Source organism: Variovorax paradoxus (assembly GCA_016806145.1).
GTDB lineage: Bacteria > Pseudomonadota > Gammaproteobacteria > Burkholderiales > Burkholderiaceae_C > Variovorax.
Window position 1 is genome coordinate 1,466,855 of the sequence record CP063167.1, and the last position, 23,338, is coordinate 1,490,192.

A 23,338-nucleotide genomic window follows, 5' to 3' on the forward strand; every position below is an offset into this window, starting at 1 on the left:
GGTCCCGCATCAGCCCTGCCAGAGCCGAGCACGGCAGCTATCGACCGTTGCCTTCATCTGCCGCACCGTCGCTCGCCGGATTGGATGATCCGCCGTGCGTTGCGTGAAGGTCGCGGCTTGCGCCAGCATCCGGTCGATGGTTGCCTCGGCGGCGGCCACCGGCACGCCACCTTCCGACGCCAGGCGCATCAGATGACCCCGTTCCACGGCACGGGCTTCACCGCAGATGTCCATGTGGTGCTGTCCCATCGGGCCTTCGCTGAAACTCAGATCGAAGGCCGGCGCCAGTCGCCAGCGGCGATCGCGTTCGAGTCGCCATGCGAAATTCTTCGGATGGTCGTCGCGGTTGTGGAACAGCACGTTGAAGACGGCCCGCGCGTAGGCCTTCTCGACCTCGCGCTCGTCGCGGGTCAGGAAGCGCGTGGCGCGCAGGAAGGCGGTGTAGTCCGTGCTGCCCGGGATGCGGAAGTCCACGTGCAGCAGGCTCGCGAGGCTTTGCACCGGTGCGCGCAATCCCTGTTCGCGATCGAAGCGCGCCACGCCGAAGGCCGCCAGCGTGGGCGACAGGTCGAACCATGCACTGGTCGGCATGTCGAGACCGCAGTCGCGAGCAAGCCGTGCGTACATCTGCTCGATGGCACAGGCCTCCTTGTGCTCGCCCTGGGCAGGAAACTTCACCAACCAGGGCACCCCCGGGGCATCGCCGCGCGTGCTCACCTGGCCGGACGCCGCGTCGTACTGCACGAGGGCCTTGGGTCGCGCCCCTTGCGGCGAACCGCCGGCCAGCGCCAGTTCGCGCAAGGCGGCTCCCGCGTCCCCGGCCAGGGCGCGTTCGCTTTCCTTCGCCAGGGCCAGCAGATTCCAGTCCGGCTCTTCGGCATCGGGATGCATGGCTGGCACGAAGCGCAGGGCGCCCATGGCGCGATCGCCGATGAAGGCCAGGCGATCCAGCGGTCCGGGATGGCGCAGGCCCTGCTGGCGGAACAGCCGGTCCATCAGCAGCAAGCCCCAGCCGTCGGGCAGGCTGTCGGCGATCAGACCGGGCAGGCGGTGCAGATGCGCAGGAAAGCCGCCATGGGCCGTGGCCCGCAACGCAAGGTGCAGCGGCGAGAGCTCCAGCCCTTGCCCGAGGGCTTCGGGCGCGTACTCGAACAGCAGCGTGTGGCCGTCGTCGGCCAGCCGGCCCAGCGGCCAGTCCTCGCCCCAGCCGCAGTAGCGGACGGCCAGTTGCTTCATGAACTGCTGCCTCGTCGACGCGTTGCCCGCTGCCGTTGGCTCACGGCCTCTGCCTGCTCCATCTGGGCGATGGATTGGCGCTTGAGCACGAACAGGTCGTCCAGCTCATTCACCAGCCCGAGCGCCTGCACCGCGCGGACCAGGGTCTCCAGCGAGGACTGCCCGCTGCTCTCCAGCTTGCGCAACGCGCCCAGGGACAGACCGGCCATCTGCGCCAGCTCGCGTTGAGGCACCTGCTGAGCCAGCCGCTGCGCGCGCACGCGTTGTCCCAGGGTCTGCAGAACCTCGGTGGTGGGTGCCAAAGCAAATGCCATATTTATGGACTTTATCTAAGATTTTGTGCTGTAAATGCCATTTTAATGGTTGTTAGGTTCGCGATGAAACGACCATGCCGGCGAGGGTCCGGCATGCGGCTTTTGCCTACGCGAATGACGGGCGCTTGCCTTAGACCGTCGCGGTCTGGGTGGGAGAGGCTGGTACCCAACACATCAGCAAAGTGGAGCTTTCAATGACGATCCAGCCGAATACCCCCCAGTCCCTGTCCGAACCGAACGCAGAGGAGTTGACGCCGCTGGAGATTTCCCGGGCCGTTCTCGAAGGCGAGGAAAACCCCAACACCGCACGCGCCATCACCCCGCTGGAGCGCGCCGCCTCGGGCACGCCCGCGAAACCCGAACGCCAGCGCTCGGCCCTCGGCCGCGCGTTGCACAGCCCGGCCGTGGCCTGGGGTGGTGCGGCGCTCACGGGCCTGGGCCTGATCGCGGCGCTGGTTTATGCGCGCCGCTCGCCGCCTTCGCGCTGGCAGGCGCTGCAGGCTTTGCCTTCGAAGGTGCTGCCGTTCAAGGCGCGTGCCATGAAGGCCCTGCCGTCGAAGTCGCAGTCCTTGAAGGCGCTTCGCTCGTTCAAGATCTGACGGCAGCACCGCGCTGCTGCATCCGGCACAGGGCCGGCGCTCAGTGCGGGTATCGCGCCCGATAGTCCCGCGGCGCCATGCCATGGCGCCGCCGGAATGCGGCCGTGAAGCGGCCATGGCATTCCCATCCGGCCTCGGCCGCCACCGCCTGCACGCCGAGCTGCGTGTCGCGCAGCAGCCGCGCCGCGAGCGCGAGCCGCTCGTCGACCAGCAGGCCATGCACTGACAGCCCCGAAGCCGCGCGCACCTGCGCCTGGAGCCGCGCCGTGCGCAGGCCGACGCGCTGCGCGAGCTCGTCGACCGACCAGGCGCGTGCCGGCGCCTCGCCGACCAGCGCGCGCAGCCGGCGCACCGTGGCCTCGGCGTCATCGGCGCCTTCCTCGGCGCCCGAGCGCGCGGGGCGCAGCAACTGGTGCAGGTCGAGCAGTACGCAGGTCAGCAGCTCGGTCGCGCGTGCATGGAACAGCGGCACGAAGGCCGGCTGGTCGGCGGGCTCGTCGCGGATGCGCGCGAGGCAGTCGCGCACGCGCGGCGTGAGCGCGGCGTTGCACAGCACGCGGCCGTCGTCGCGCTCCACGAGTTCGGCCATCTGCCGCGCCGGCAGTTGCACGCCCAGCGCCTGCAGCCAGCGCGGCAGCAGCGCGCGCCGCAGCCGGAACTGCACGAAGTTGTTACGGCAGGCGCCGGGAATGTGGATCAGGTAGCCGCCGTCGCGGTTGGGCGTGCGCAGCAGCGCGCGGTCGACACGGAAATCGAGCGCACGGCCCTGCGCGCTGCCGATCTGGCCCGTGACGTGGCCGGCCAGGAAGAAGGTGACCAGCAGCTCGTCGCCGGGCGGCAGTTGCACGTGCAGGTCGTCGTTGAGGCGGAAGTCGAAGTACAGCGCGCTCGCGCCTTCCCAGGGCGTGGTGCGCAGCCGCAGGATGCGGCCGCCGTCGCGCGGCCAGCGCACCTCGCGGCTCGCGCCGTCGTGCAGGCCCGCGAGCGCCAGCGGCCGCTCGACCGGCAGCCGGATCAGGGCCGCGTTGAAGTCGTCCTCGGGCAGCGCGCCCGGGGGCATGGCCGGAAGCAGCGACGGGATCGGCACAGTCTGCGAGCGGATCGGCATAGAAAACCCTGCCCTGCGGCGTTAGCGTTGCAACACTTTGATCGAGCGCGGAGTTTAGGTATGAATGTGCGACGTGTCTGCCGGTTTCTGGGGCTTGCGGCGGCCTCCCTGGCGCTGGTGCTGCCGGCGTTGTCCGCGGCCCAGGCCGCCTGGCCCGCGCGGCCGATCCGGCTGGTGGTGCCCTTCGTGGCGGGCGGCGGCGCCGACGTGACGGCGCGGCTCATTGCAGCGAAGTTGCAGGAGCGGCTCGGCCAGCAGATCGTGGTCGACAACAAGCCCGGCGGCAACACGCTGATCGGCGCGCAGGAGCTGATGAAGGCGCAGCCCGACGGCTACACCTTGCTGTGGTCGATCGACCAGACCTTCGTGCTGAACCCCTCGCTCTACAACCGCCTGCCCTACGACCCGCGCAAGGACTTCGCGCCGGTGGCGCTCGCGATCACCTCGCCCAACGCGGTGATCGTGCGCGCCGGCGTGCCGGGCGCGGTGGCCGACGTGCACGAGCTCGTGAAGCGCGCCCGGGCCGAGCCCGGCAAGGTCAACATCGGCGCGGCGGCGATCCTGTCGCAGATGGCGCTCGAGGAGTTCAGCCGCAGCGCCGGCATCCAGAGCACGCGCGTGCCCTACAAGGGCAGCGCCGAGGTCGCCCAGGCCACGGTCGCGGGCGACATCGACGCCGCCTTCGACGGCATCGCGCCCTATGTGCAGTTCGCGAAGGCGGGCCGCGCGAAGATCCTGGCCTTCGCGTCGGCGCGGCGCTTCTCGGGCCAGCCCGAGGTGCCCACGCTCGAGGAGCTGGGCTACAAGGGCGTGGACTTCTCGGTCTGGTTCGGCATCGTCGGGCCCAGGGGCCTGCCGCCCGAGATCGTGGCGCGCGTGAGCGAAGGCGTGGACTGGGCGCTGCACCAGCCCGACGTGGTCGAGAAGCTGCTGGTGTTCGGCTTCGAACCGGCCGCCCAGACCGGGCCGCAGGCGCTCGCGACGCGCATCGACGCCGACCTGGCGCGCTATGCGCCGGTGATCCGCCGGCTCGGCTTCAAGCTCGACTGAGGGCCCTCTCATCATGAAAGTCGCGGGCCTGATCGGAGGCGTCGCGTGGCCCTCCACGCTCGGCTATTACAAGCTGCTCAACGAAGGCGTGCGGCGCGAACTCGGCGGCCTGCACTCGGCGCGCTGCGTGATCGTGAGCCTGGACTTCGCCTGCATCCATGCGGCCATGGCCGCGGGCCGGCCGGCCGACGCGCGCGCGCAGATGGAAACGGCCGCGCGACAGGCGCGCGCCGCGGGCGCCGAGTTGATCGCCATTCTTGCGAACACCGGTCATTTCGCGGCCGACGAGGTGCAGGCCGCGGCCGGCGTGCCGCTGGTGCACGTGGCGCGCGAGACCGGCGATGCCGTCGCCGCCGAGCAGCCGGGCCTGCGCCGGCTCGGCGTGCTGGCCACCAGCTTCGCGCTCGACGCGCCCTTCTTCGGCCGCCTGCTCGGCGAGGACGCGGGCTTCGAACTGGTGCTGCCCGACGCAGCCCAGCGCCGCACCCTCGATGCAGCGATCTTCGGGCCGCTGGCACGCGGCGAGGCCGGCCGCGACGAGGGCTTGATGGTCTCGACCTTGTGCAACGCGCTGGTGGCACGTGGCGCCGAGGGCGTGGTACTGGGCTGCTCCGAACTGAGCCACGCCAGGCCCTGGCTGCGCTGCCGCGCACCGATCTTCGATGCGACCGAGATCCATGCGCGCGCCATCGTGCGCGAGATGCTGCGCGCCTGATTTTTTTCCTTCCCTCCGTTCATCCCATCGCCAGAAAGAGAGACACCGCATGCAGACCGCCGAGTTCCCGCTGCCCTTCGTCAATGCACCCTACAGCCGCGCGATGTTCGACGACGACTGGATCTTCGTCTCGGGCACCATCGGCATGGACTACGACACCCAGCAGCTTGCCGAGAGCGCCGAGGACCAGACCCGGCTGATGATGCGCAACATCGAGCGCTACCTCGCGGCCTGCGGCGGACGGCTCGACCAGATCGTCAACTACACCTTGATCGTCGCGGGCGCCGAGCACCTGGGCGCGGTGGTGCGTACGTTGTCCGAAGTGCTGCCGAGCAAGCCCACCGGCACCGCGATGCTGGCCGGCATTGCAGTGCCCAAGGCCTGGGTCGAGATGCAGGTGATCGCGCGCAAGAGCCACGGTGCCGGCGGAGGGGCGCGATGAAGGCGCCGCTGCTGCGCGCGCTGGCGTGCGCAGCCGTGGTCGCGGGTGCGATTGCTGCGTGCGGCGGCGACGGAGGCGGCGGTGGTTTTCTGCCCGGCCCCGTCGGCGGCAATCCGCCCGCAACGCCGGACACCTACAGCGCGGAAGTTCGCTGGACGCAGTACGGCCTGCTGCATGTGAAGGCCGCCGACTACGCGGGCCTCGGCTATGGCTACGGCTATGCGGTGGCGCGCGACCACCTGTGCCTGCTGGCCGACCGCGTTGTCACCTTGCGTGGCGAGCGTTCCGAACGCTTCGGGCCCGACGGGGCATCGCTGGTGGCCTTCCTGCAGACCTCGAACCTGAACAGTGATCTGTTCTATCGCATGCAACTGTCCGACGAGGAGGTCGAGGCCGCATGGCGCGATCTCTCGGCCGATGCGCGTGGCCTGGCCGAGGGCTATGCGGCCGGCTTCAACCGCCGGCTGCGCGACATCGGCGTCGAAGCCGCCGCCACCGCCTGCCAGGGCGCGGCGCCACCGCGGATGCGCGCCAGCGACGTGGTGCGCGCCACGATGCAGGTCAACTCGCTGTGGAAGGCACTGGCCGTCGCGCCCTATGCCGCGGCCTCGACCTGGGGCCAGCTGGGCGCGCCGGCCGTCGCCAAGGCAGTCGAAGACCGTCCGCCCGCGCAGCGCATGGCGAGCAATGCCTGGGCCTACGGCTCCGAGGCCACGGGCACGGGCGCATCGATCATGGTCGCGAACCCGCACACGCTGTGGCAGGGCCACTGGCTGCTGATGCACCAGATGCACCTGAGCATCCCCGGCGAGATCGACGTGATGGGCGCCGATTTCCTCGGCCTGCCGCTGCCGCTCTCGGGCTTCACGCAGCACCTGGCGTGGAGCATCGAGGCGCCGTCGACCGTGACCTATCCGCTGCTGATCGCGCTCGACGTGCGCGCCGGCGACAAGCCCTCGTACACGGTCGACGGCCAGCGCCGCGACCTTGGCACGAAGCGCGTGGCGCTGCGCGTGCGCCAGGCCGATGGCAGCGTGGCCACGCAGCAGCACGAGCTGCCCGTGTCGCACCTCGGGCCGCTGTACCGGCTGCCGGCCGATGGCGACCGCGCCGCGGGCTGGTATGCGATCACCGATCCCAGCGTCGCGAACGCGCGCGCGCTCGACCAGATGCTCGCGGTCGCGAAGGCGCGCGACATCGCCGGCTTCGAGCAGGCGGTGGCCAGCAACCGCGGCATCACCGCGCACCTGATCGCGGGCGACAGCCAGGGCCGCGCGATGTACATCGAGTCGGGGCCGCTGCTGGACATCGCTGATGCCGCATTGCGCGACTGCGCCACCGTGCCGCCGCTCGACGTCATGACGGTGCCGGTCGCGCTCGATGGCCGCCGCGGCGCCTGCGCCGTGCGCGACGCGCAGGGCCGGCCGAAGCTCGCACCCGCCAGCCGCGTTCCGGCGCTCGCCACGCGCGGCATCGTGCAGAACGCGAACGACAGCTACAGCCTGTCGCTGGTGGGGCAGCAGCTCGACGGCTATTCGCTGCTGCTCGGCAGCCCGAAGGCACCGCCCGGCCTGCGCACGCTGATGTCGCAGCGCCAGATTCAGGACGGTATGCGTGATGGCCGCATCGACAGCGCCGAGGCGCTCGGCATGGTGTTCGACAACCGCAACTACCTGGCGGAAACCACGCTCGATGCGGTGCTCGCGGCCTGCGCGGGCGCGAAGGGCGATGCCCAGGTACAGGCGGCCTGCGCCATCCTCTCGGCCTGGGACCGGCGGCACGACGTGGACAGCCGCGGCACGCTGCTGTTCCATGAACTGGGCCCGCGGCTTGCATCGGTGCCCGGCCTCTACGCCGAGCCCTACGACAGTGCGCGCCCCTACCGCGTGCGCCCGGTCTCCACCGCGCCGGCCGTGAGCGCGGCCATCGTCGCCGCGGTGCGCGACACGGCGCAGGCGCTCGCGGCGCTGGGCCTGCGTGGGGACGAGCGCTGGGGCGACATGCTCGCGCGCACCACGCCGCAAGGCCGCGTGCCGCTGCACGGCGGTTCGGGCGAGCAGGGCGTGCTCAACGCGCTCGACGGCGCGCCGCTCGGTCGCGAGGGCTTCGGCGACATCATCGCGGGCACCTCGTACGTGCACCTCGTGACCTGGGACCAGGGCCGGCTGGTGGCCAGGCTGATGATGGCGGCCGGCCAGTCCACCGACCCGGCTTCGCCGCACCACGACGACCAGTTGCCGCTGTTCTCGCGCAAGCAGCTCGTGACGCCGCCGTTCACCGAGGCGGAGATCGCGGCCGATCCGAAGCTCGAGCGGCTGGTGTTGCGCGAGTGAGGCGTCGTTAGACTGGCGGGCCGTCGTCTCTTCGTTCCGATCGCCCAGCCCATGGCAGCCTCCCGCCCCGAGAACATCTTCGATCTGCTGCAGGTGGCGCAAGCCGGCCTCAAGGAAGCACGCGCCGACGACGGCGCGCTGCTGCTGATGCATTTCGCGTTCCGCGGCCTGGTCGCGAAGGCCGACCTGTTCCTGGCCGGCCATGGCCTGTCGCGCGTCCATCACCGCATGCTCTATGCGATCGCGCGCACCGACGGCATCGCGGTCGGCCAGCTGATCGCGCTGCTGGGCGTGTCGAAGCAGGCGATGCACCGGCCGCTCAAGCATCTGCAGGAACAGGGGCTGGTGCTGGCCGAGCGCAGCCCGCACGAGCATCGCAGCAAGCTGCTGCGGCTCACGCGCGAGGGTGCGCGCATCGAGCGGCAGGCCTCCGCGCACGAGGCGGCGGCGATGGAGCGCGCGCTGAAGTCGGTGGGCGAGAGCGAGCGCCAGGCCTGGCGCACGGTCATGCTCGAGCTGGCGCGGCAGATCTAGGCCGCCGAGATGCCCGCGCTCTCGAAGTAGGCGTCGCGTTGCTGGCGGAAACGCGCCGCCTCGTCGAGCAGCCAGGCCAGCACGGTCGGCGTGGCGGGATGGGAAGGGCTGCCGATGAAGCGGTACGTCGCGTTGGAAAGCACCCGCTGGCGGAATGCGAGCACCAGCCGTCCCGACGTGAGGTAGTGCAGCACGAGCGCCAGCCGCCCCATGGCGATGCCTTGGCCTCCCAGTGCCGCCTGCACCGCCAACAGCGACAGGTTGAACTGCGTCCCCTGCCGCAGCGCCGAGGGCGCCAGGTCCACGCCCACGGCGCCGAGCCACTGCGCCCACTCCTCCGTCGGCTCGCCGCCTTCCCCCGGGTCCGCGGCATGCAGCAGCTGCGAGCCCTTGAGCTTGCTCGCCTTGCGCAACTCGGGATGGGCCTGCATGAAGCTCGGCGCGGCGACCGGCACCAGCCATTCGTCGAGCAGGTCGACCGCTTTCGCATCCTCGCTGCCCGCGGCACCCAGCCGCACTGCCGCGGCGATGCCTTCGCGCGACATGCGCGAGGGATCGACGCGGTCGGACTCTCCGACCACCCGGAACGCCATGTCCGGATTGGCGCGGTAGAGGCTGCCCAGCCGCAGCGTGAGCCACAGCATGGCGAGCGACGGCGAGCAACTGATGTTGACCGGCTCGCCCACATGCGCGAGCTGCAGCCGGTGCACGGTGCTCGCCAGGTTGCGGAACGACTCGCGCGTTGCCGCGTAGAGCTGTTCCCCCTGCGGCGTCAGCGCCAGTCCCGCGGGCGTGCGCAGCAGCAGCACGTGTCCGAGCCGGTCCTCCAGTCGCTTGACCTGCTGGCTCACTGCGCCCTGCGAGACGTGCAGCTCCGCGGCCGCCTTGGTGAAGCTGCCACAGCGCGCGGCCGCGTCGAAGCAGCGCAGCCACGCCAGCAGCGAGGGGGACAGTGAGGGCGTGGTGCTCGGGCTCATTAGTTTCATTGAGGCAGGAGCACTATAAATCCATTGATGGTTGCTGGTTCGACGCGAAGAATCGCCTCAACAAAACTGATGTGGAGTCGATATGCGCGTACTGGTGGCCGGGTTCAAGCACGAGACGAACACCTTTGCCTCGAACCGCGCCGATTGGGCCGCCTTCGAGCGCGGCGAGAGCTTTCCGAAACCCACGCACGGCGACGCGATGCTGGCGATGATCTCGAAGGTGGACGTCTCCGCCAGCGGTTTCGCCAGCGTCGCGAAGCGCCATGGCTGGACGCTGGTTCCGAGCCTGTGGGCTGGGGCCGTTCCCTCGTCATACATCACCGACGATGCCTTCGAGCGCATCTGCGACACCATCCTGCGTGACGTGAAGACGCTTGCATACGACGCCATCTACCTCGAGCTGCACGGCGCCGCCATGAGCGAGTCGTTCGACGATGCCGAGGGCGAACTGCTCGCGCGCATCCGAAAGGCCGTCGGCAGGAACGTGCCGCTCGTGGCGAGCCTGGACCTGCATGCCAACGTCACCCGCGCGATGCTCGCGCATGCCGATGCGCTGGTGGCGTTCCGCACCTATCCGCACATCGACTACGTGAAGACGGGCGAGCGCACGGCGGACCTGCTCGCTCGATTGACGCGCCATGGCGGGCGCGAGCCTTCGCATTGCGAACGCCTTCCCTTCCTCATCTCGGTGAGCATGCAGAGCACATCGGCCGAACCTGCCCGAGGCTGCTATGAACTGCTCGAGGACATCGATCGACGGCTGGGCACGGTCTCCAGCTTCTGCATGGCTTTCCCGGCCTCGGACTTCGAGGAATGCGGGCCGACCGTCTGGTCCCATGGCGAGCGTGCGCGCGAGGCCGTGGCCCTGCTCCATGCGCATGTCGGCGAGCCCGGACAGTGGCGGTTGAAGGCGCTGGACGCCAACGAGGCCGTGAACGCCGCCTTGCAGCGCGCCGACCGGAGCTCGCGCACCGTAGTGGTCGCGGACCTGCAGGACAACCCCGGCGTCGGCGGCACCGCGTCCACTACCGGCATGCTGCATGCGCTGCTCGATGCCGGCGCGGGTCGCCGCTTTCCGGACCGGGTGGCGCTGGGCGTGCTCTACGACCCCGCGGCGGCAGCCTTGGCGCACCGTGCCGGCATCGGCCAGACGATCGACTGCGCCGTCGGAGAGTCGCTGGCCACGCCCATAGGCCAGAGCGAGCCGCCGTTGCAGGGCAGGTTCAGGGTCCGTTCGCTCTCCGATGGCATGGTCACCTTCAAGGGGCCGAAGATGACCGGGTTCCAGGCCGTGCTCGGTCCCACCGCCTGCCTGGAGATCGAGGGCGTGCTCATCGTGGTCTCCAGCGGACGTATCGGCACACAGGACCGCGAGCTCTTTCGCATGGTCGACATCGCGCCGGAGGCGATGAAGATCGTCGTCGTCAAGAGTTCGCACCACTTCCGCGCTGACTTCGAGCCGCTGACCGAGCAGCCCGAAACCGATGTCGTGATCGCGCACGCGAAGGGAATGTTCCCCTCCGATCCCGGGGCATTGACGTGGAAGAAGCTGTCCCCTGCCACGCGCACGCGGCCCTGAGGGAGCGTGGCCATGTTTCGCCTCGGCCTGCACCACCTCGAGACGCTGTTCTGGATCGATCGGCTCGGCTCCTTCGCGGCCGCGGCGGAACGCCTGAACACCACCCAGTCGGGCATCTCGAGCCGCGTGCGCGAGCTGGAAGCGCGGCTGAAGACGCGCGTCTTCCAGAAGGAAGGCCGTCGCATGCTGCTGACGCTGCGAGGCCGGGACCTGGTGCGGCGCTGCGAGCCCTTGCTGCAACAGGTGAATGGCGTGCTGCTGTCGGTGACCGACGAGGCCTACGCGACCGGCACCGTGCGACTCGGTCTCGACGAGATCGCCGCGGCGCCGCGCGTGTTCGGCTTCGTGCACGACGTCGGCTCGGACATGCCGCATCTGAACTGGGACCTGATCGTCGATGCCGGCACGGCGCTGCGACAGAAGATCGCCGATGGCGTGCTCGACATGGGCATCGTCAGCGGCCCCCTCGATGCGCAGGAACTGGTCGCCCAGCCGATCGGCCGGACCGGGCTGGCCTGGATGGCGAGCGCCACCTACTTCGCCGCAAGGCACGACCGGGTGTCGCTGCACGATGGCCCGATCTGGGCCTTGCCGCGTCCCTCGCACCACCATCTGTTGACGACGGGCATGCTGCGCGAGGCCGGCCTGCCTCCCTCGGGCATCAATGCCTGCAACCACATGCAGGCGATGATCGACATCGTTCGGGCGGGCGCCGGCATCGGCATGCTGCCCGAGCATCTGGTGGGTGAGGACCTGGCACATGGCGTGCTGCGGCGCCTGGACATCGAGGCCGCGCCTCACGCGCTGGAGCTCCACGCCGTGCGCCGCCGCGACGAGGCCGATCCCATCGTGCTGCGCGTGTTCGAACGCGCGTCTCGAAGGCTGCGCTCCGCCTCGCCGGAGGCTGTTGCGGTGGCAGCGAACGCGAGTCCGCGCGTGCACGTCCTCAGTCGACCTTGACGCCCACGCGCTGGATCACCTGCTCGTTGCGGACCACCTCGGCCTTCATGAATTCGACCATCTGCGCAGGCGTCATGCGCCGCAGCTGAATCCCCTGCATCTGCAGCGCCTTCTTCATCTCGGGCTGTGCCAGCGCGGCTTCGATCTCCCGGCGCCGCGCCGCCGCGCTGTCCGCCGGAATGCCTGCGGGGCTGACGATCGCGAGCCAGGCATCGACATCGAACTTGGGGAACCCGCTTTCCGCGAGCGTCGGCACCTGCGGCGCGATCTCCGTGCGCGTGGGCGTGTTCACCGCGATGGCCTTGAGCTTGCCCGCGGCGATGTGCGGCGCCGCGCCCTGCGCGGAGACGAACGCGATGTCCAGGATGCCGGCGAGCAGGTCGTTCGTGATCTGTGCCGAGCCCTTGTAGAAGATGCGGTTGGTCGCGATGCCCGCCTGTTCCTTGAAGACCTCGCTGGCGATCTGGTACACGCTGCCGGTCACCAGCCCCTCCGCCAGGGTTGTGGAGCGGGATTTCGCGAGCTTCACCAACTCCGCCGCCGTCGATGCCCCGACGTTGTTCGAGGCGACCAGCATCATCGGCAGGCTGCCGATCATCGCGATCGGCTCGAAGTCGGCGATCGCATCGAAAGGAGCGTTCTTGAAGATGCCGGGAATGATCGTGTGGTTGGAGCTGACCACCCCGAGCACCAGCCCGTCCTTCGGCGCGCGCGCAAGCTGCTGCGTGCCGACCAGCGAGCCCGCGCCGGCGATGTTCTCGACGACGACGCCACGGCCGCTCTGGCGCCCCAATGACACCGACAGCGCGCGTGCCAGCGCATCGGCCGCGGAGCCGGGGGGCGTGGGCACGATCAGCTTGAGGGGCGCGGAGGCGTCGGCGGCGAAGCCGTTGCCGGCAGCGCCGGCGAGCAGTGAAGTCAGACCGACCAGGAAACGGCGGCGGTGGGAGACGGACGGCATGGCACTGGGTTCCTTGACACGCGATGGCTGTTCGAAGCGATGGGATCTCTCCCATCGGCCAGGTCCAGCTTACAGCGGACCTCGCGCGGCGAACGCGCGAGTCTTCGATGCGATTGCATCGTGAATTCCGATGGATCGCGGTGCGCGTCGTGCCGCCTGTCCGTCGCGGTCAGCCCTTCACCATCAGCGTGGCCGAAGCCATCGCATGCAGCTTGCCGTCCGCGCCGCGCAGCTCCGCATTGCAGATGCCCAGCGAGCGCGTGCGCTCGACCAGCGTGGCGCTCGCCAGGTACTCGGTGTGCGGCGCCAGAGGTCGCAGGTACTTCACGCTGAGGTCGACGGTGGAGTAGGCCGTGCCCGCGTCGAGCGCCGAATACAGCGCGAGCGCCGCGGCGCCGTCGAGGCAGGTGGCCGCGAAGCCGCCGTGCACCATGCCCGCGGGATTGAGATGCCGCTCGTCGGGCGTGACGCGCATGCTGACCTTGCCGGCCTCGATCGCCGAGAGCTGCATCGGCATGGTGTGGGCGATGCCCGAGCGCTCGACGCGCCCGTCCATCATGGCTTGCAGGACGTCGAGGCCCGTGGCGGGCGAGGAGGAGGGCGATGGCTGGGAATTTGTCATGTCAACATTATTGACCTAAAGTCGCGGTTTCACGAACAAGCCCGGAGACGTTGCATTGCAATCCACGGTCTGGACAGTTCTTCTGCTGCTCAATGCCGCCTGGTTCGCGCTGGGCGCGCGCTTCTTCTGCCTCGACTCGATGCGTGCCGCGCGGCTGCTCGTGGCGAAGACGGAGCGTGCATCGTCGCTGCTGCCCGCGATCGCCGGCGCCGTGCGTTTTCTCGGCGCGATGAACCTGGCCTGGCTGGCGTTCTGCCTGATGCTGCTGGCGGGGCACCGGCTGTTCGAGACGCCGGCGCAATCGGCATCGATGGCCGCGGTGCTGGCGCTGGTGCATGCGGGGCAGTTCGCGGTCAATGCCCACATGGTGGGCCAGCATCGTCGCGGCAGGTCCGGCAGCTGGGTGGTGCTGCGCGGGCCGATGCGGCTCATCTTCTTCGTCGATCTGGCGTTCGCGCTGGCGGATGCGGTGTTCGTGGTCTGGGTGCTTGGCTGAGCGGACTGCGTGTGCGTCGGTTGTCGGGCATCGGCGCCATGCCGGGCATGGAGCGGCTGTGCATGTGGATTCGCCTCGTCTGTCCCGCGAGGTGCTGCCAATCCCTCACGCTTTTCGGATTTTTCTCTCTCATCGTGGCTTGAACATCGAACTTCGCCCGCCGATTCTTGCGGTGCGCCCGGGAATCGGGTTTTGTGGGAGGAACCATCATGGGAAGAATCAAGCGCATCGGGTCCACCCTGGACACGTCAGGACCATCCGCGCTGCTGGGCGACATCCGGACTCTGATCGAGATGGCGCGGCAACGCACCGTCTCGGCGGTGAACAGCGAGCTGACGACGCTTTATTGGCGCATCGGCCAGCGGATCCATACGCAGGTCCTGGAGGGGCGGCGAGCCGACTACGGCGAGGAGGTGCTGCCCAATCTGGCGGCGCAACTGGTGCGGGACTACGGCGGCAGTTTCTCGGTCAAGAACCTGCGCCGCATGGTGCAGTTTGCCGTCACGTTCCCGGACGAGCAGATTGTCGTATCGCTGATACGACAATTGAGCTGGACGCACTTCATCGCCCTGATCCCGCTGAAAGACCCGTTCCAGCGCGACTACTACGCGCAGATGGCCAGCGCCGAGTGCTGGAGCGTGCGGACGCTGCGCGAGCGCATCGACTCGATGCTGTACGAGCGGACGGCGCTGTCCAGGCAGCCGGAAGCGTTGATCGCACAGGACTTGGCGGCGCTGCAGGGCGCGGAGCGCATGTCGCCGGCGCTGGTCATGCGCGATCCTTACATCCTCGACTTCCTGGGGTTGCGCGACACCTGGCAGGAGAGCGATCTCGAGGCGGCCATCATTCGGGAAATGGAGTCCTTCCTGCTGGAATTGGGTGCGGGCTTCACCTTCGTCGCCCGGCAAAAGCGCATCCAGATCGATGGCGACGATTTCCATCTCGATCTGCTGTTCTACAACCGCAAGCTGCGGCGCCTGGTGGCGGTGGAGCTGAAAGTCGGCGAGTTCAAGGCGGCATACAAGGGGCAGATGGAGTTGTATCTGCGCTGGCTCGACAGATACGAGAGGGAGCCCGAGGAGGCTTCGCCACTGGGGATCATCCTCTGTACCGGCAAGAAATCCGAACAGATCGAACTGCTGGAGCTGAACAAGTCCGGTATCCATGTTGCCGAGTACCTCACCACCCTGCCTCCGCGCGCGGTGCTGATGGAGCGGCTGCACCAGGCGGCCCGGCGGGCGCAGTTGCAGATCGAACAACGCAAAGCGGATGGGGCTTCGGCCTGAGAGCGAGGAATGCGCTAGCCCCCCGCCCGACCCCAGCTTCACCCGCGCAAACCGATACACCGAACGTATCGCCTGACACAGACACGGTATTTCACGCCCGCCCTCCATCTCCCTAGCATCGTCCCAACGACGAAAAGGGGATTCCATGGAGACCAGCCCGGCGCCTGCGCGCCCCCGCGCTTCCTTGCGCACCGATGAACGAACGGCCCCGGAGGCCGGCCGATGAGCGGCCCGCTCGAGGGGGTGCGCATAGTCGACATGACGTCGGTGCTGATGGGACCGTACGCGACCCAGATCCTCGGCGACCTCGGCGCGGACGTGATCAAGATCGAGCCGCCCGGCGGCGACACGGTGCGCGGCATCGGCCCCGCGCGCCATGCGGGCATGGGCGGCATCTTCCTGCATGCCAACCGCAGCAAGCGCAGCGTGGTGCTCGACCTCAAGCAGCCCGCCGGGCGCGAGGCGCTGCTGCGGCTCGCGGCCGAGGCGGACGTGCTGATCTACAACGTGCGGCCGCAGGCCATGGCGCGGCTCGGGCTCGGCCATGCCGAGGTCGCGGCGGTCAACCCGCGCATCCTGTACGTCGGTGTCTACGGCTACGGGCAGGACGGGCCCTATGCGGCCAAGCCGGCCTACGACGACCTGATCCAGGGTGCGGTGGCGATCCCCACGCTGGGCGTGCGCGCGGGCGCGCCGGTGCCGCGCTACGTGCCGAGCGCGATGGTCGACCGCATCGTCGGCATGAGCGCCGCCAACGCGGTGTCGGCCGGGCTGTTCCATCGCGAGCGCACGGGCCGCGGGCAGGCCATCGACGTGCCGATGTTCGAGACCATGGCGCAGTTCGTGCTCGGCGACCACATGGGCGGCCAAACCTTCGAGCCGCCGCTGGGCCCGGCCGGCTATGCGCGCCTGCTCAACGAGCAGCGCCGGCCCTACGCCACGCGCGACGGCCACCTGTGCGTGCTGATCTACAACGACAAGCAGTGGAAGACCTTCTTCGGCCTGATCGGCCGCGCGCAGGCGATGGAGGACGACCCGCGCTTCAGCTCGATCGGCGCGCGCACCGAGCACATCGGCGAGCTCTACCAGCTCGTGGGCGAGGCGATGCGCACGCGCACCTCGGCCGAATGGACGGCGCTGCTCGAGGCCGCCGACATCCCGGTGATGCCGATGCACACGCTGGAATCGCTGCTGGACGACCCGCACCTGGCGGCCGTGGGTTTCTTCGAGACGGTGGAGCACCCGAGCGAGGGGCGCATGCGCTCGATGGCGATCCCGACGCGCTGGTCGGGCTCGCCGCCTTCGGTGTCGCGCCATGCGCCGCGGCTCGGCGAGCACAGCGCCGAGGTGCTGGCCGAGGCCGGCTACAGCGCGGCGCAGATCGCGGCGATGGCGGCGCAGGGCGCGACCCTGCTGCCGGCCGAAACCTGCACCGAGGCGGGCTGAGCCATGGCGCTGGAACTCTCCCCCGGGCATCGCGAGATCCGCGAGGCGATCCTCAAGACCTGCGCGCGCTTCGATGCCGACTACTGGCTCGAGAAGGACCGCGTGGGCGGCTTCCCCGTCGAGCTGCACCGCGCGCTCGCGCAGGAGGGCTGGCTGGGCATCTGCATTCCGCAGGCCTACGGCGGCTCGGGCCTGGGCATCGCGGAGGCCGCGGTGATGATGCAGGCGATCGCGGAGTCGGGCGCGGGCATGAGCGGCGCCTCGGCCGTGCACATGAACATCTTCGGACTGAACCCGGTGGTCGCCTTCGGCACCGAGGCGCAGAAGCAGCGCATGCTGCCGCCGCTGATCGCGGGCGAGGAGCGCGCCTGCTTCGCGGTGACCGAGCCCGACACCGGCCTCAACACCACGCAACTGAAGACGCGCGCGCAGCGCGAGGGCGACCACTACCGCGTGCACGGCACCAAGACCTTCATCTCCACCGCGAGCAGCGTCGAGAAGATGCTGCTGCTGGCGCGCACCACGCCGCTCGAGCAGGTCAAGAGCCGCAGCGAGGGCCTGAGCCTGTTCTACACCACCATCGACCGCGCCTGCGTCGAGACCCGCGAGATCGACAAGATGGGCCGCAAGGCGGTGGACACCAACCAGGTCTTCATCGACGGATTGCGGGTGCCGGTGGAGGACCGCATCGGCGAGGAGGGCCGTGGCTTCCACTACATCCTGCACGGCATGAATGCCGAGCGCATCCTGGTCGGCGCCGAAGCGGTGGGGCTGGGCCGCGCGGCGCTGGCGCGCGCCACGCAGTACGCGCGCGAGCGCATCGTGTTCGACCGCCCCATCGGCCAGAACCAGGCGATCCAGCATCCGCTGGCCGAGTGCTGGATGGCGCTGGAGGCGGCCAACCTCATGGTGTTCCATGCGGCCGAGCGCTTCGACCGCGGCGAGCCCTGCGGCGCCGAGGCCAACGCCGCCAAGTACCTGGCGGCCGAGGCCGGCTACAAGGCCTGCGAGACCGCGGTGATGACGCACGGCGGCTATGGCTACGCGAAGGAATACCACGTCGAACGCTACCTGCGCGAATCGCTGATCCCGCGCATCGCGCCGATCAGCCCGCAGCTGATCCTGTGCTTCATCGCCGAGAAGGTGCTCGGCCTGCCCAAATCGTACTGATCCTCGTACTGATCCGAACGGAGTGCTTCCTTGATCCAGCTGAACACCGGCTTTCATTTCGACGACCTGCCCGTCGGCACGCGCTTTCGCTCGCGCGCGCGCACCGTGACCGAGGCCGACCTCGTGAACTTCATCAACCTGAGCTGGCTCCACGAGGAACTGTTCACCGACACCAGCGACCGCACGCACATGGCGATCCCGGGCCGGGTGGTGCCGGGCGCGCTGGTCTATGCCTTCGCCGAGGGCCTGATCACGCCGTCGATGCAGGGCACGGGGCTCGCGTTCCTGCATGCCGAGCTCGACATCGCGGCGCCGACCTTCGTGGGCGACACCATTCATGTCGAATGCGAGGTGATCGAGCAGCGGGCCACCTCCAAGCCCGGCCGCGGCCTCGTGCGCACGCGCAACGTCGTGCACAACCAGCACGGCAAGGCCGTGCTGAGCTACACGCCGCTGCGCATGATGCGCATGCGCGACGGCGGGAAGGACTGAGATGCAGGACTTCCTCCAGATCGAACGCGAGGGCGCGATCGCCATCGTGACCATGAACCGGCCGCAGACCCGCAACGCGCTGTCCGACCCCGATGCCATCGAGGCCCTGCTCGCGCTGTGCGAGGCCGTGAACCGCGACCTGTCGGTGCGCGTGCTGGTGCTGACCGGCGCGGGCCCGGCCTTCTCGTCGGGCGGCAACCTGAAGACCCTGCGCGACAGCGTGGGCAGCGGCCTCGGCGAGCCGGCGCACAGCCGCTACGCCTACCGCGACGGCATCCAGCGCCTGCCGCTGGCGCTGTGCAATCTCGAGGTGCCGACCATCGCCGCCGTCAACGGCCCGGCCCATGGCGCGGGCAACGACCTGGCCTGCATGTGCGACATCCGCATCGCCTCGCGCCGTGCCGTGTTCGCCGAGAGCTTCGTCAAGCTCGGCCTGATCCCGGGCGATGGCGGCGCCTGGCTGCTGCCGCGCGCCATTGGCATGTCGCGCGCCTGCGAGATGGCCTTCACCGGCGAGGCCATCGATGCCGCGCAGGCGCTGCAATGGGGGCTGGTGTCCGAGGTGGTCGAGCCCGAGGCGCTGCTGCCCACGGCGCTCGGGCTCGCGCGCCGCATCGCCGCCAACCCGCCGCATGCCTTGCGCATGACCAAGCGGCTGCTGCGCGAGGCACAGCAGTCGCGGCTCGACACCGTGCTCGAGATGTCGGCCGGCTTCCAGGCCCTGGCCCATCACACGGCGGCGCACGAGTCCGCGCTCGACGCCTTCGTCGCCGCGGCCGAGGCCCGTTCCGCCGCGCGCGCATCCGCATCCATCGAACCGGGGAAATGACCATGCCTTTGCAACGACGCCACCTGCTGCACGCCGCCGGCGCGCTCGCCATCTCGCCGCTGATGCAGGCCGCGCGCGCGGCCGGCGAGCCCAACGCCTGGCCGCAGAAGCCGATCCGGCTCGTGCTGCCCTATGCGGCCGGCGGGCCCACCGACGTGGTGGCGCGCGCCATCGGCTTTCGGCTGGCGCAATTGCTCGGGCAGCCGGTGGTGGTCGACAACCGCACCGGCGCCAGCGGCAACATCGCGACCGAGTTCGTCGCGCGCTCGGCACCCGACGGCTATACCGTGCTCTATCACTCCTCGGGCCTGGCGATCAGTCCGGCGCTGCACCGGCGCCTGCCCTACGACACCTTGCGCGATCTCGTGCCGGTGGCGCTGCCGGCGCTGATCCCGACCGTGCTGATGGCCAGCCCGAAGCTGCCGGTCGGCAACGTCGAGGAGTTCGTGCGCTACATGCGCGCCAACCCGGGGCGGCTCAGCTATGGCTCGGGCGGGCAGGGCAATGTCACGCACCTGGGCGTGGCGCTGTTCCTGCAGGCGCTGCAGCTCGACGCGGTGCACGTGCCCTACAAGGGCACGGCGCCGGCCATGGCCGACCTGATGAGCGGGCAGACGCAGTTCCTGCTCGATGCGGTGAACTCGTCGCTGCCCTTCATCCGCGACGGCCGGGTGCGCGCGCTGGCGGTGGCCGGCAAGTCGCGCGTGGCGGTGCTGCCGGGCGTGCCCGCGCTCGGCGAATCGCTGATCCCGGGCTTCGATGCGCCGACCTGGCACGGCCTGCTGGTGCCGACGGGCACGCCGCCGGCCGTCGTGCAGGCGCTCAACGAGGCGGTCAACCGCGCGGTGGCCGATCCGGCGCTGCGCGGCCAGTTCGAACCGCAGGGCGTGCTGCTGCAGGCCTCCACGCCGGCCCAGTTCGGCAGCTATCTGCGCGCGGAACTGCAGCGCTGGGCCGGGGCCGTGCAGGCCGCGCGCATCGAGCCCGAGTGAACATGGGCACCATGCCCTGATACCCGCGACAACAACGACAAGGACACCGAGACATGACCATCCCCCGCTTCCTCCCGCGCTGGCTGCTGGCGCTGCTGCTCGGCTGCGCCGCCACCCTGGCCGCGGCCGACTATCCCGACAAGCCCGTGAAGCTGATCGTCTCGCTGCCGCCGGGCAGCGGCGCCGACACCACCGCGCGCTTTCTCGCCCGGCACCTGAGCGAGAAATTCGGCCAGCCCTTCCTGGTCGACAACCGCCCCGGTGCCGACAGCTTCATCGCCGCGCGCGCGGTGGCGGCCTCGCCGCCCGACGGCTACACCCTGTTCGTGGCCAGCAACTCGCCGATGGTGACCAACGTGGCCGTGTTCCGGCAACTGCCCTACGACGCGGTGAAGGACTTCCAGCCGCTCGCGCGCATCGCACGCTTCCCGATGGTGCTGGTGGTCCCGGCCAACTCGCCCTTCAAGACCCTGCAGGACCTGGTGGCCGCGGCGCGCCAGGCGCCGGGCAAGCTCAACTTCGGCAGCGGCACCGCCACCTACCGGGTCGCGCTCGAACTGCTGCACGAACGCAACCAGATCAAGGCCACGGCCGTGCCCTACAAGGGCACCTCGGCCGCCATGACCGACCTGGCCGGCGGCAACATCGACTACACGATGGCCGAGGTCAGCGCCGTGATGCCGCTGGTGCGCGGCGGCCGGGTGCGCGCGCTCGCGGTCGCGGCCGGCGAACGCATCAAGGAGCTGCCCGAGGTGCCGACCGTGAGCGAGAGCGGCACCGCCGGCTACGAGTCCTATGCCTGGACCGGGGTGTTCTTCCCGGCCAACGTGCCGCCGCCGGTGCTCGCGCGCATGTCGCAGGCGATCAAGGAACTGATGGAGGGCGACGACGCCAAGGCCTTCATCGCGGCGCAGGGCGGCACCGTGTTCTACGGCGCGCCGCAACCCTTCGCCGAGTTCCAGCGCGCCGAGATCGAGCGCGCCCGGCGCGTCGTGCGCAGCGCCAACATCGGCTACGAAGATTGAGCCATCGGCTGGACGGCAGCATGAGCGACCGCAATGAAATTGCGCGCGGCCGGCGTGAGCGCGTCGGCCAGCGTCGCCATCGCGATGCCCACGGTGTACTTCGAGGGCATGTCGGTCAGCGGCAGCAGTCGCACGCCGTTGCTGGCGTAGCGCTGCACCACGGCCGGCACCAGCGCCACGCCGAGCCCGCTTTCCACCAGGCCGAGGATGGTCTGGACCTGCACCGCCTCCTGCGCGATGCGCGGTCGCACGCCGGCATCCTGGAACACCTGCATCGTCAGCACGTGCATGGCGGGCACGAGGGTGCGCGAGTAGGCGATGAAGGGCTCGGCCGCGAGGTCGGCGATGGCGACCTTGCCGCGCTGCGCGAGCGCCGAGTCGGCGCTCACCGCGAGCACCAGGTGATCGAGCTGCAGCACCGTGAGCAGCGCGGTGGTGGGCGACAGCACCGGGTGGCGCACCAGCGCGATGTCGAGCGAATGGTCCTCGATGCGGCGCAGCAGTTCGGTGGTGGTCGACTCCTCGATCACCAGGTCGACGCGCGGGTACTGGCGATGGAAGCCGCGAACGATCTGCGGCATCAGCGAGTAGGTGGCCGAGCCGACGAAGCCGATGCGCAGCAGCCCCTGCTCGCCGGCCATGCCTTCGCGCGCGGCGCGGCGGATCTCGTCGGCATAGAACAGCGCGCGCTTGGCGTTCTGCAGCACGGCCTCGCCCGCGGGCGTGACTTGCAGCCCGGTCGACAGGCGCTCGAACAGCAGCACGCCGAGCTCTTCCTCGAGCTTCTTGATCGATGTCGACAGCGGCGGTTGCGCCATGTGCAGCCGTTCGGCCGCGCGATGGAAGTTGAGCGTTTCGGACAGGACGAGGACCTGCCGCAGCTGGCGAAGCTCCATGGATGTGAATGTCTCGGTGATGGCGGCAGCCTGCCGATTATGTCGACCGCGCGCGCTCCGCGCAGCGGGGCAAAACCCCATGCCATCTCGAGGAGGGCGTCCCGATGAACCCGTTGCAATCCTTCGCGCTCGCCGCGATCCCCGCGCAGGACGAGGCGCTGCGCGCACCGGTGCGCGACTTCCTGCGCTCGGCGCTGCAGGGCGTGCCCGACGCGGTGCGCGCGCGCTCGTGGATGGGCTTCGATGCCGACTTCAGCCGCGCCCTCGGCGCACGCGGCTGGATCGGCCTTACGCTGCCGACGGCCTATGGCGGCGGCGGGCGCAGCAGCTTCGCGCGCTTCGTGCTGCTCGAGGAACTGCTCGCGGCCGGCGCACCGGTCTCGGCCCACTGGATCGCCGACCGCCAGACCGCGCCGCTGATCCTGCGCTACGGCACGCCCGCGCAGCGCGCCTTCTTCATTCCGCGCATCGTGCGCGGCGAGCTATTCATCAGCATCGGCATGAGCGAGCCCGACACCGGCTCCGACCTCGCGGGCGTGCGTTCGCGCGCAGTGCCCACGGCCGGCGGCGGCTGGCGCCTGAACGGACGCAAGATCTGGACGACCAATGCGCACCGCGCCCACTACCTGTGCGCGCTGGTGCGAACCTCGGGCGCGCCCGAGGACCGGCACCGGGGCCTGTCGCAGCTGCTGGTCGACCTCTCGCTGCCGGGCATCACGGTACGGCCGATCCGCGACCTCAGTGGCGATGGCCATTTCTGCGAGGTGCTGTTCGAGGACGTCGAGCTGCCCGCCGATGCGCTGGTCGGCGAGGAAGGCGCGGGCTGGCAGCAGGTGACGGCCGAGCTGGCCTTCGAACGCAGCGGACCCGAGCGCATCCATTCGAGCCTGGTGCTGGCCGAGGCCTGGCTGGCGGAACTGCGGCGCGCGCCGCGGGTGCCGGACGGCGCGCTGGCCGTGGCCGGGCGCATCGCCGGGCGCATGGCGGTGCTGCGCGCGATGTCGCTGAGCGTGGCGCGGCAGCTGGGGCAGGGCCTCGACCCGGCCTTCGAGGCCGCGCTCGTGAAAGACCTGGGCACCGAGTTCGAGCAGGCCCTGCCGGGCTGGATCGAGGAGGCCTTCGATGCGCCCGGGCATCCCGCGCCCTCCGAGGGGCTGCGGCAGACCCTGGCCTACGTGACGCAACTGGCGCCGAGCTTCTCGCTGCGCGGCGGCACGCGCCAGATCATGCGCGGCATCATCGCGCGCGGCCTGGGCGTTCGGTAGGA

The 23,338-nt window shown here is 69.9% G+C and carries 23 protein-coding genes and 1 pseudogene; 17 read left to right on the forward strand and 7 right to left on the reverse strand.

What is annotated here, in order from left to right; genetic code table 11:
• Nucleotides 1–9: 9 nt before the first annotated feature.
• Together INQ48_37915 and INQ48_37920 are read right to left on the reverse strand one after the other, a co-directional pair.
• Complete coding sequence (locus tag INQ48_37915) at nt 10–1,236, reverse strand: type II toxin-antitoxin system HipA family toxin (GenBank protein QRF61179.1); 1,227 nt, start codon at nt 1,234–1,236, stop codon at nt 10–12.
• A complete protein-coding gene (locus INQ48_37920; protein ID QRF61180.1) occupies nt 1,233–1,550 on the reverse strand; it encodes a helix-turn-helix transcriptional regulator in 318 nt (105 codons plus the stop codon). Before INQ48_37920 ends, INQ48_37915 begins: the two co-directional genes overlap by 4 nt.
• Before the next feature lie 194 nt (nt 1,551–1,744).
• Between INQ48_37920 and INQ48_37925 the strand changes: the two are divergent.
• Nucleotides 1,745–2,026 (forward strand): annotated as a pseudogene (locus INQ48_37925) (hypothetical protein).
• A 163-nt stretch (nt 2,027–2,189) separates the two neighbouring features.
• On the opposite strand, the gene INQ48_37930 reads toward INQ48_37925, so the two are convergent.
• A complete protein-coding gene (locus INQ48_37930; GenBank protein ID QRF61181.1) occupies nt 2,190–3,257 on the reverse strand; it encodes a helix-turn-helix transcriptional regulator in 1,068 nt (355 codons plus the stop codon).
• Nucleotides 3,258–3,317: 60 nt separating this feature from the next.
• Here INQ48_37930 and INQ48_37935 point away from each other — a divergent pair, with 60 nt between their 5' ends.
• The 5 genes from INQ48_37935 to INQ48_37955 are packed head-to-tail and all read left to right on the forward strand — an operon-like array spanning nt 3,318 to nt 8,331.
• Nucleotides 3,318–4,307 (forward strand): tripartite tricarboxylate transporter substrate binding protein, encoded by a 990-nt coding sequence (locus INQ48_37935; protein ID QRF61182.1) that lies wholly within the window; start codon nt 3,318–3,320, stop codon nt 4,305–4,307.
• A gap of 13 nt (nt 4,308–4,320) precedes the next feature.
• Nucleotides 4,321–5,022 carry an amino acid racemase gene (locus INQ48_37940; protein ID QRF61183.1) on the forward strand — a complete coding sequence of 234 codons (702 nt, stop codon included), beginning with the start codon at nt 4,321–4,323 and terminating at the stop codon, nt 5,020–5,022.
• Nucleotides 5,023–5,071: 49 nt separating this feature from the next.
• Nucleotides 5,072–5,464, forward strand: a complete 393-nt coding sequence (locus INQ48_37945) for a hypothetical protein (protein ID QRF61184.1) — start codon at nt 5,072–5,074, stop codon at nt 5,462–5,464.
• A complete protein-coding gene (locus tag INQ48_37950; protein QRF61185.1) occupies nt 5,461–7,797 on the forward strand; it encodes a penicillin acylase family protein in 2,337 nt (778 codons plus the stop codon). The genes INQ48_37945 and INQ48_37950 overlap by 4 nt, the downstream gene beginning before the upstream one ends.
• Nucleotides 7,798–7,848: 51 nt before the next feature.
• Nucleotides 7,849–8,331 carry a MarR family transcriptional regulator gene (locus tag INQ48_37955; protein QRF61186.1) on the forward strand — a complete coding sequence of 161 codons (483 nt, stop codon included), beginning with the start codon at nt 7,849–7,851 and terminating at the stop codon, nt 8,329–8,331.
• Here the strand turns inward: INQ48_37955 and INQ48_37960 are convergent.
• The gene (locus INQ48_37960; GenBank protein QRF61187.1) at nt 8,328–9,308 is read right to left on the reverse strand and encodes a LysR family transcriptional regulator; all 981 of its coding nucleotides are present in this window, start codon (nt 9,306–9,308) and stop codon (nt 8,328–8,330) included. The genes INQ48_37955 and INQ48_37960 overlap by 4 nt on opposite strands.
• Nucleotides 9,309–9,399: 91 nt before the next feature.
• Between INQ48_37960 and INQ48_37965 the strand changes: the two genes are divergently transcribed.
• Entirely contained in the window at nt 9,400–10,896 is a 1,497-nt protein-coding gene (locus tag INQ48_37965) for a M81 family metallopeptidase (protein QRF61188.1), read from the forward strand.
• Nucleotides 10,897–10,908: 12 nt separating this feature from the next.
• On the forward strand, nt 10,909–11,856 hold the full coding sequence (locus INQ48_37970; GenBank protein QRF61189.1) for a LysR family transcriptional regulator: 948 nt from the start codon (nt 10,909–10,911) through the stop codon (nt 11,854–11,856).
• On the opposite strand, the gene INQ48_37975 is transcribed toward INQ48_37970, so the two are convergent.
• Nucleotides 11,843–12,817 carry a tripartite tricarboxylate transporter substrate binding protein gene (locus tag INQ48_37975; protein ID QRF61190.1) on the reverse strand — a complete coding sequence of 325 codons (975 nt, stop codon included), beginning with the start codon at nt 12,815–12,817 and terminating at the stop codon, nt 11,843–11,845. The genes INQ48_37970 and INQ48_37975 overlap by 14 nt on opposite strands.
• Before the next feature lie 169 nt (nt 12,818–12,986).
• Nucleotides 12,987–13,439 (reverse strand): PaaI family thioesterase, encoded by a 453-nt coding sequence (locus INQ48_37980; protein QRF61191.1) that lies wholly within the window; start codon nt 13,437–13,439, stop codon nt 12,987–12,989.
• A gap of 55 nt (nt 13,440–13,494) precedes the next feature.
• On the opposite strand from INQ48_37980, the gene INQ48_37985 reads away from it, so the two are divergent.
• From INQ48_37985 to INQ48_38020, 8 genes are all read left to right on the forward strand, one after another.
• A complete protein-coding gene (locus tag INQ48_37985; protein QRF61192.1) occupies nt 13,495–13,935 on the forward strand; it encodes a hypothetical protein in 441 nt (146 codons plus the stop codon).
• 209 nt (nt 13,936–14,144) lie between these two features.
• Nucleotides 14,145–15,221: a DUF1016 family protein gene (locus INQ48_37990; protein QRF61193.1), complete on the forward strand. Its 1,077-nt coding sequence runs from the start codon at nt 14,145–14,147 to the stop codon at nt 15,219–15,221.
• A 222-nt stretch (nt 15,222–15,443) separates the two neighbouring features.
• A complete protein-coding gene (locus INQ48_37995; GenBank protein ID QRF61194.1) occupies nt 15,444–16,667 on the forward strand; it encodes a CoA transferase in 1,224 nt (407 codons plus the stop codon).
• Between the two features lie 3 nt (nt 16,668–16,670).
• Nucleotides 16,671–17,837 carry an acyl-CoA/acyl-ACP dehydrogenase gene (locus tag INQ48_38000; GenBank protein QRF61195.1) on the forward strand — a complete coding sequence of 389 codons (1,167 nt, stop codon included), beginning with the start codon at nt 16,671–16,673 and terminating at the stop codon, nt 17,835–17,837.
• Between the two features lie 30 nt (nt 17,838–17,867).
• On the forward strand, nt 17,868–18,329 hold the full coding sequence (locus INQ48_38005; GenBank protein ID QRF61196.1) for a MaoC family dehydratase N-terminal domain-containing protein: 462 nt from the start codon (nt 17,868–17,870) through the stop codon (nt 18,327–18,329).
• 1 nt (nt 18,330) lies between these two features.
• A complete protein-coding gene (locus INQ48_38010; GenBank protein QRF61197.1) occupies nt 18,331–19,158 on the forward strand; it encodes a crotonase/enoyl-CoA hydratase family protein in 828 nt (275 codons plus the stop codon).
• A gap of 2 nt (nt 19,159–19,160) precedes the next feature.
• Nucleotides 19,161–20,150: a tripartite tricarboxylate transporter substrate binding protein gene (locus INQ48_38015; protein ID QRF61198.1), complete on the forward strand. Its 990-nt coding sequence runs from the start codon at nt 19,161–19,163 to the stop codon at nt 20,148–20,150.
• Nucleotides 20,151–20,203: 53 nt separating this feature from the next.
• Nucleotides 20,204–21,175, forward strand: a complete 972-nt coding sequence (locus INQ48_38020; protein QRF61199.1) for a tripartite tricarboxylate transporter substrate binding protein — start codon at nt 20,204–20,206, stop codon at nt 21,173–21,175.
• On the opposite strand, the gene INQ48_38025 is transcribed toward INQ48_38020, so the two are convergent.
• On the reverse strand, nt 21,163–22,071 hold the full coding sequence (locus INQ48_38025) for a LysR family transcriptional regulator (GenBank protein QRF61200.1): 909 nt from the start codon (nt 22,069–22,071) through the stop codon (nt 21,163–21,165). The genes INQ48_38020 and INQ48_38025 overlap by 13 nt on opposite strands.
• Nucleotides 22,072–22,175: 104 nt before the next feature.
• On the opposite strand from INQ48_38025, the gene INQ48_38030 reads away from it, so the two are divergent.
• On the forward strand, nt 22,176–23,336 hold the full coding sequence (locus tag INQ48_38030) for an acyl-CoA dehydrogenase family protein (GenBank protein QRF61201.1): 1,161 nt from the start codon (nt 22,176–22,178) through the stop codon (nt 23,334–23,336).
• The last annotated feature ends 2 nt before the right edge of the window (nt 23,337–23,338 follow it).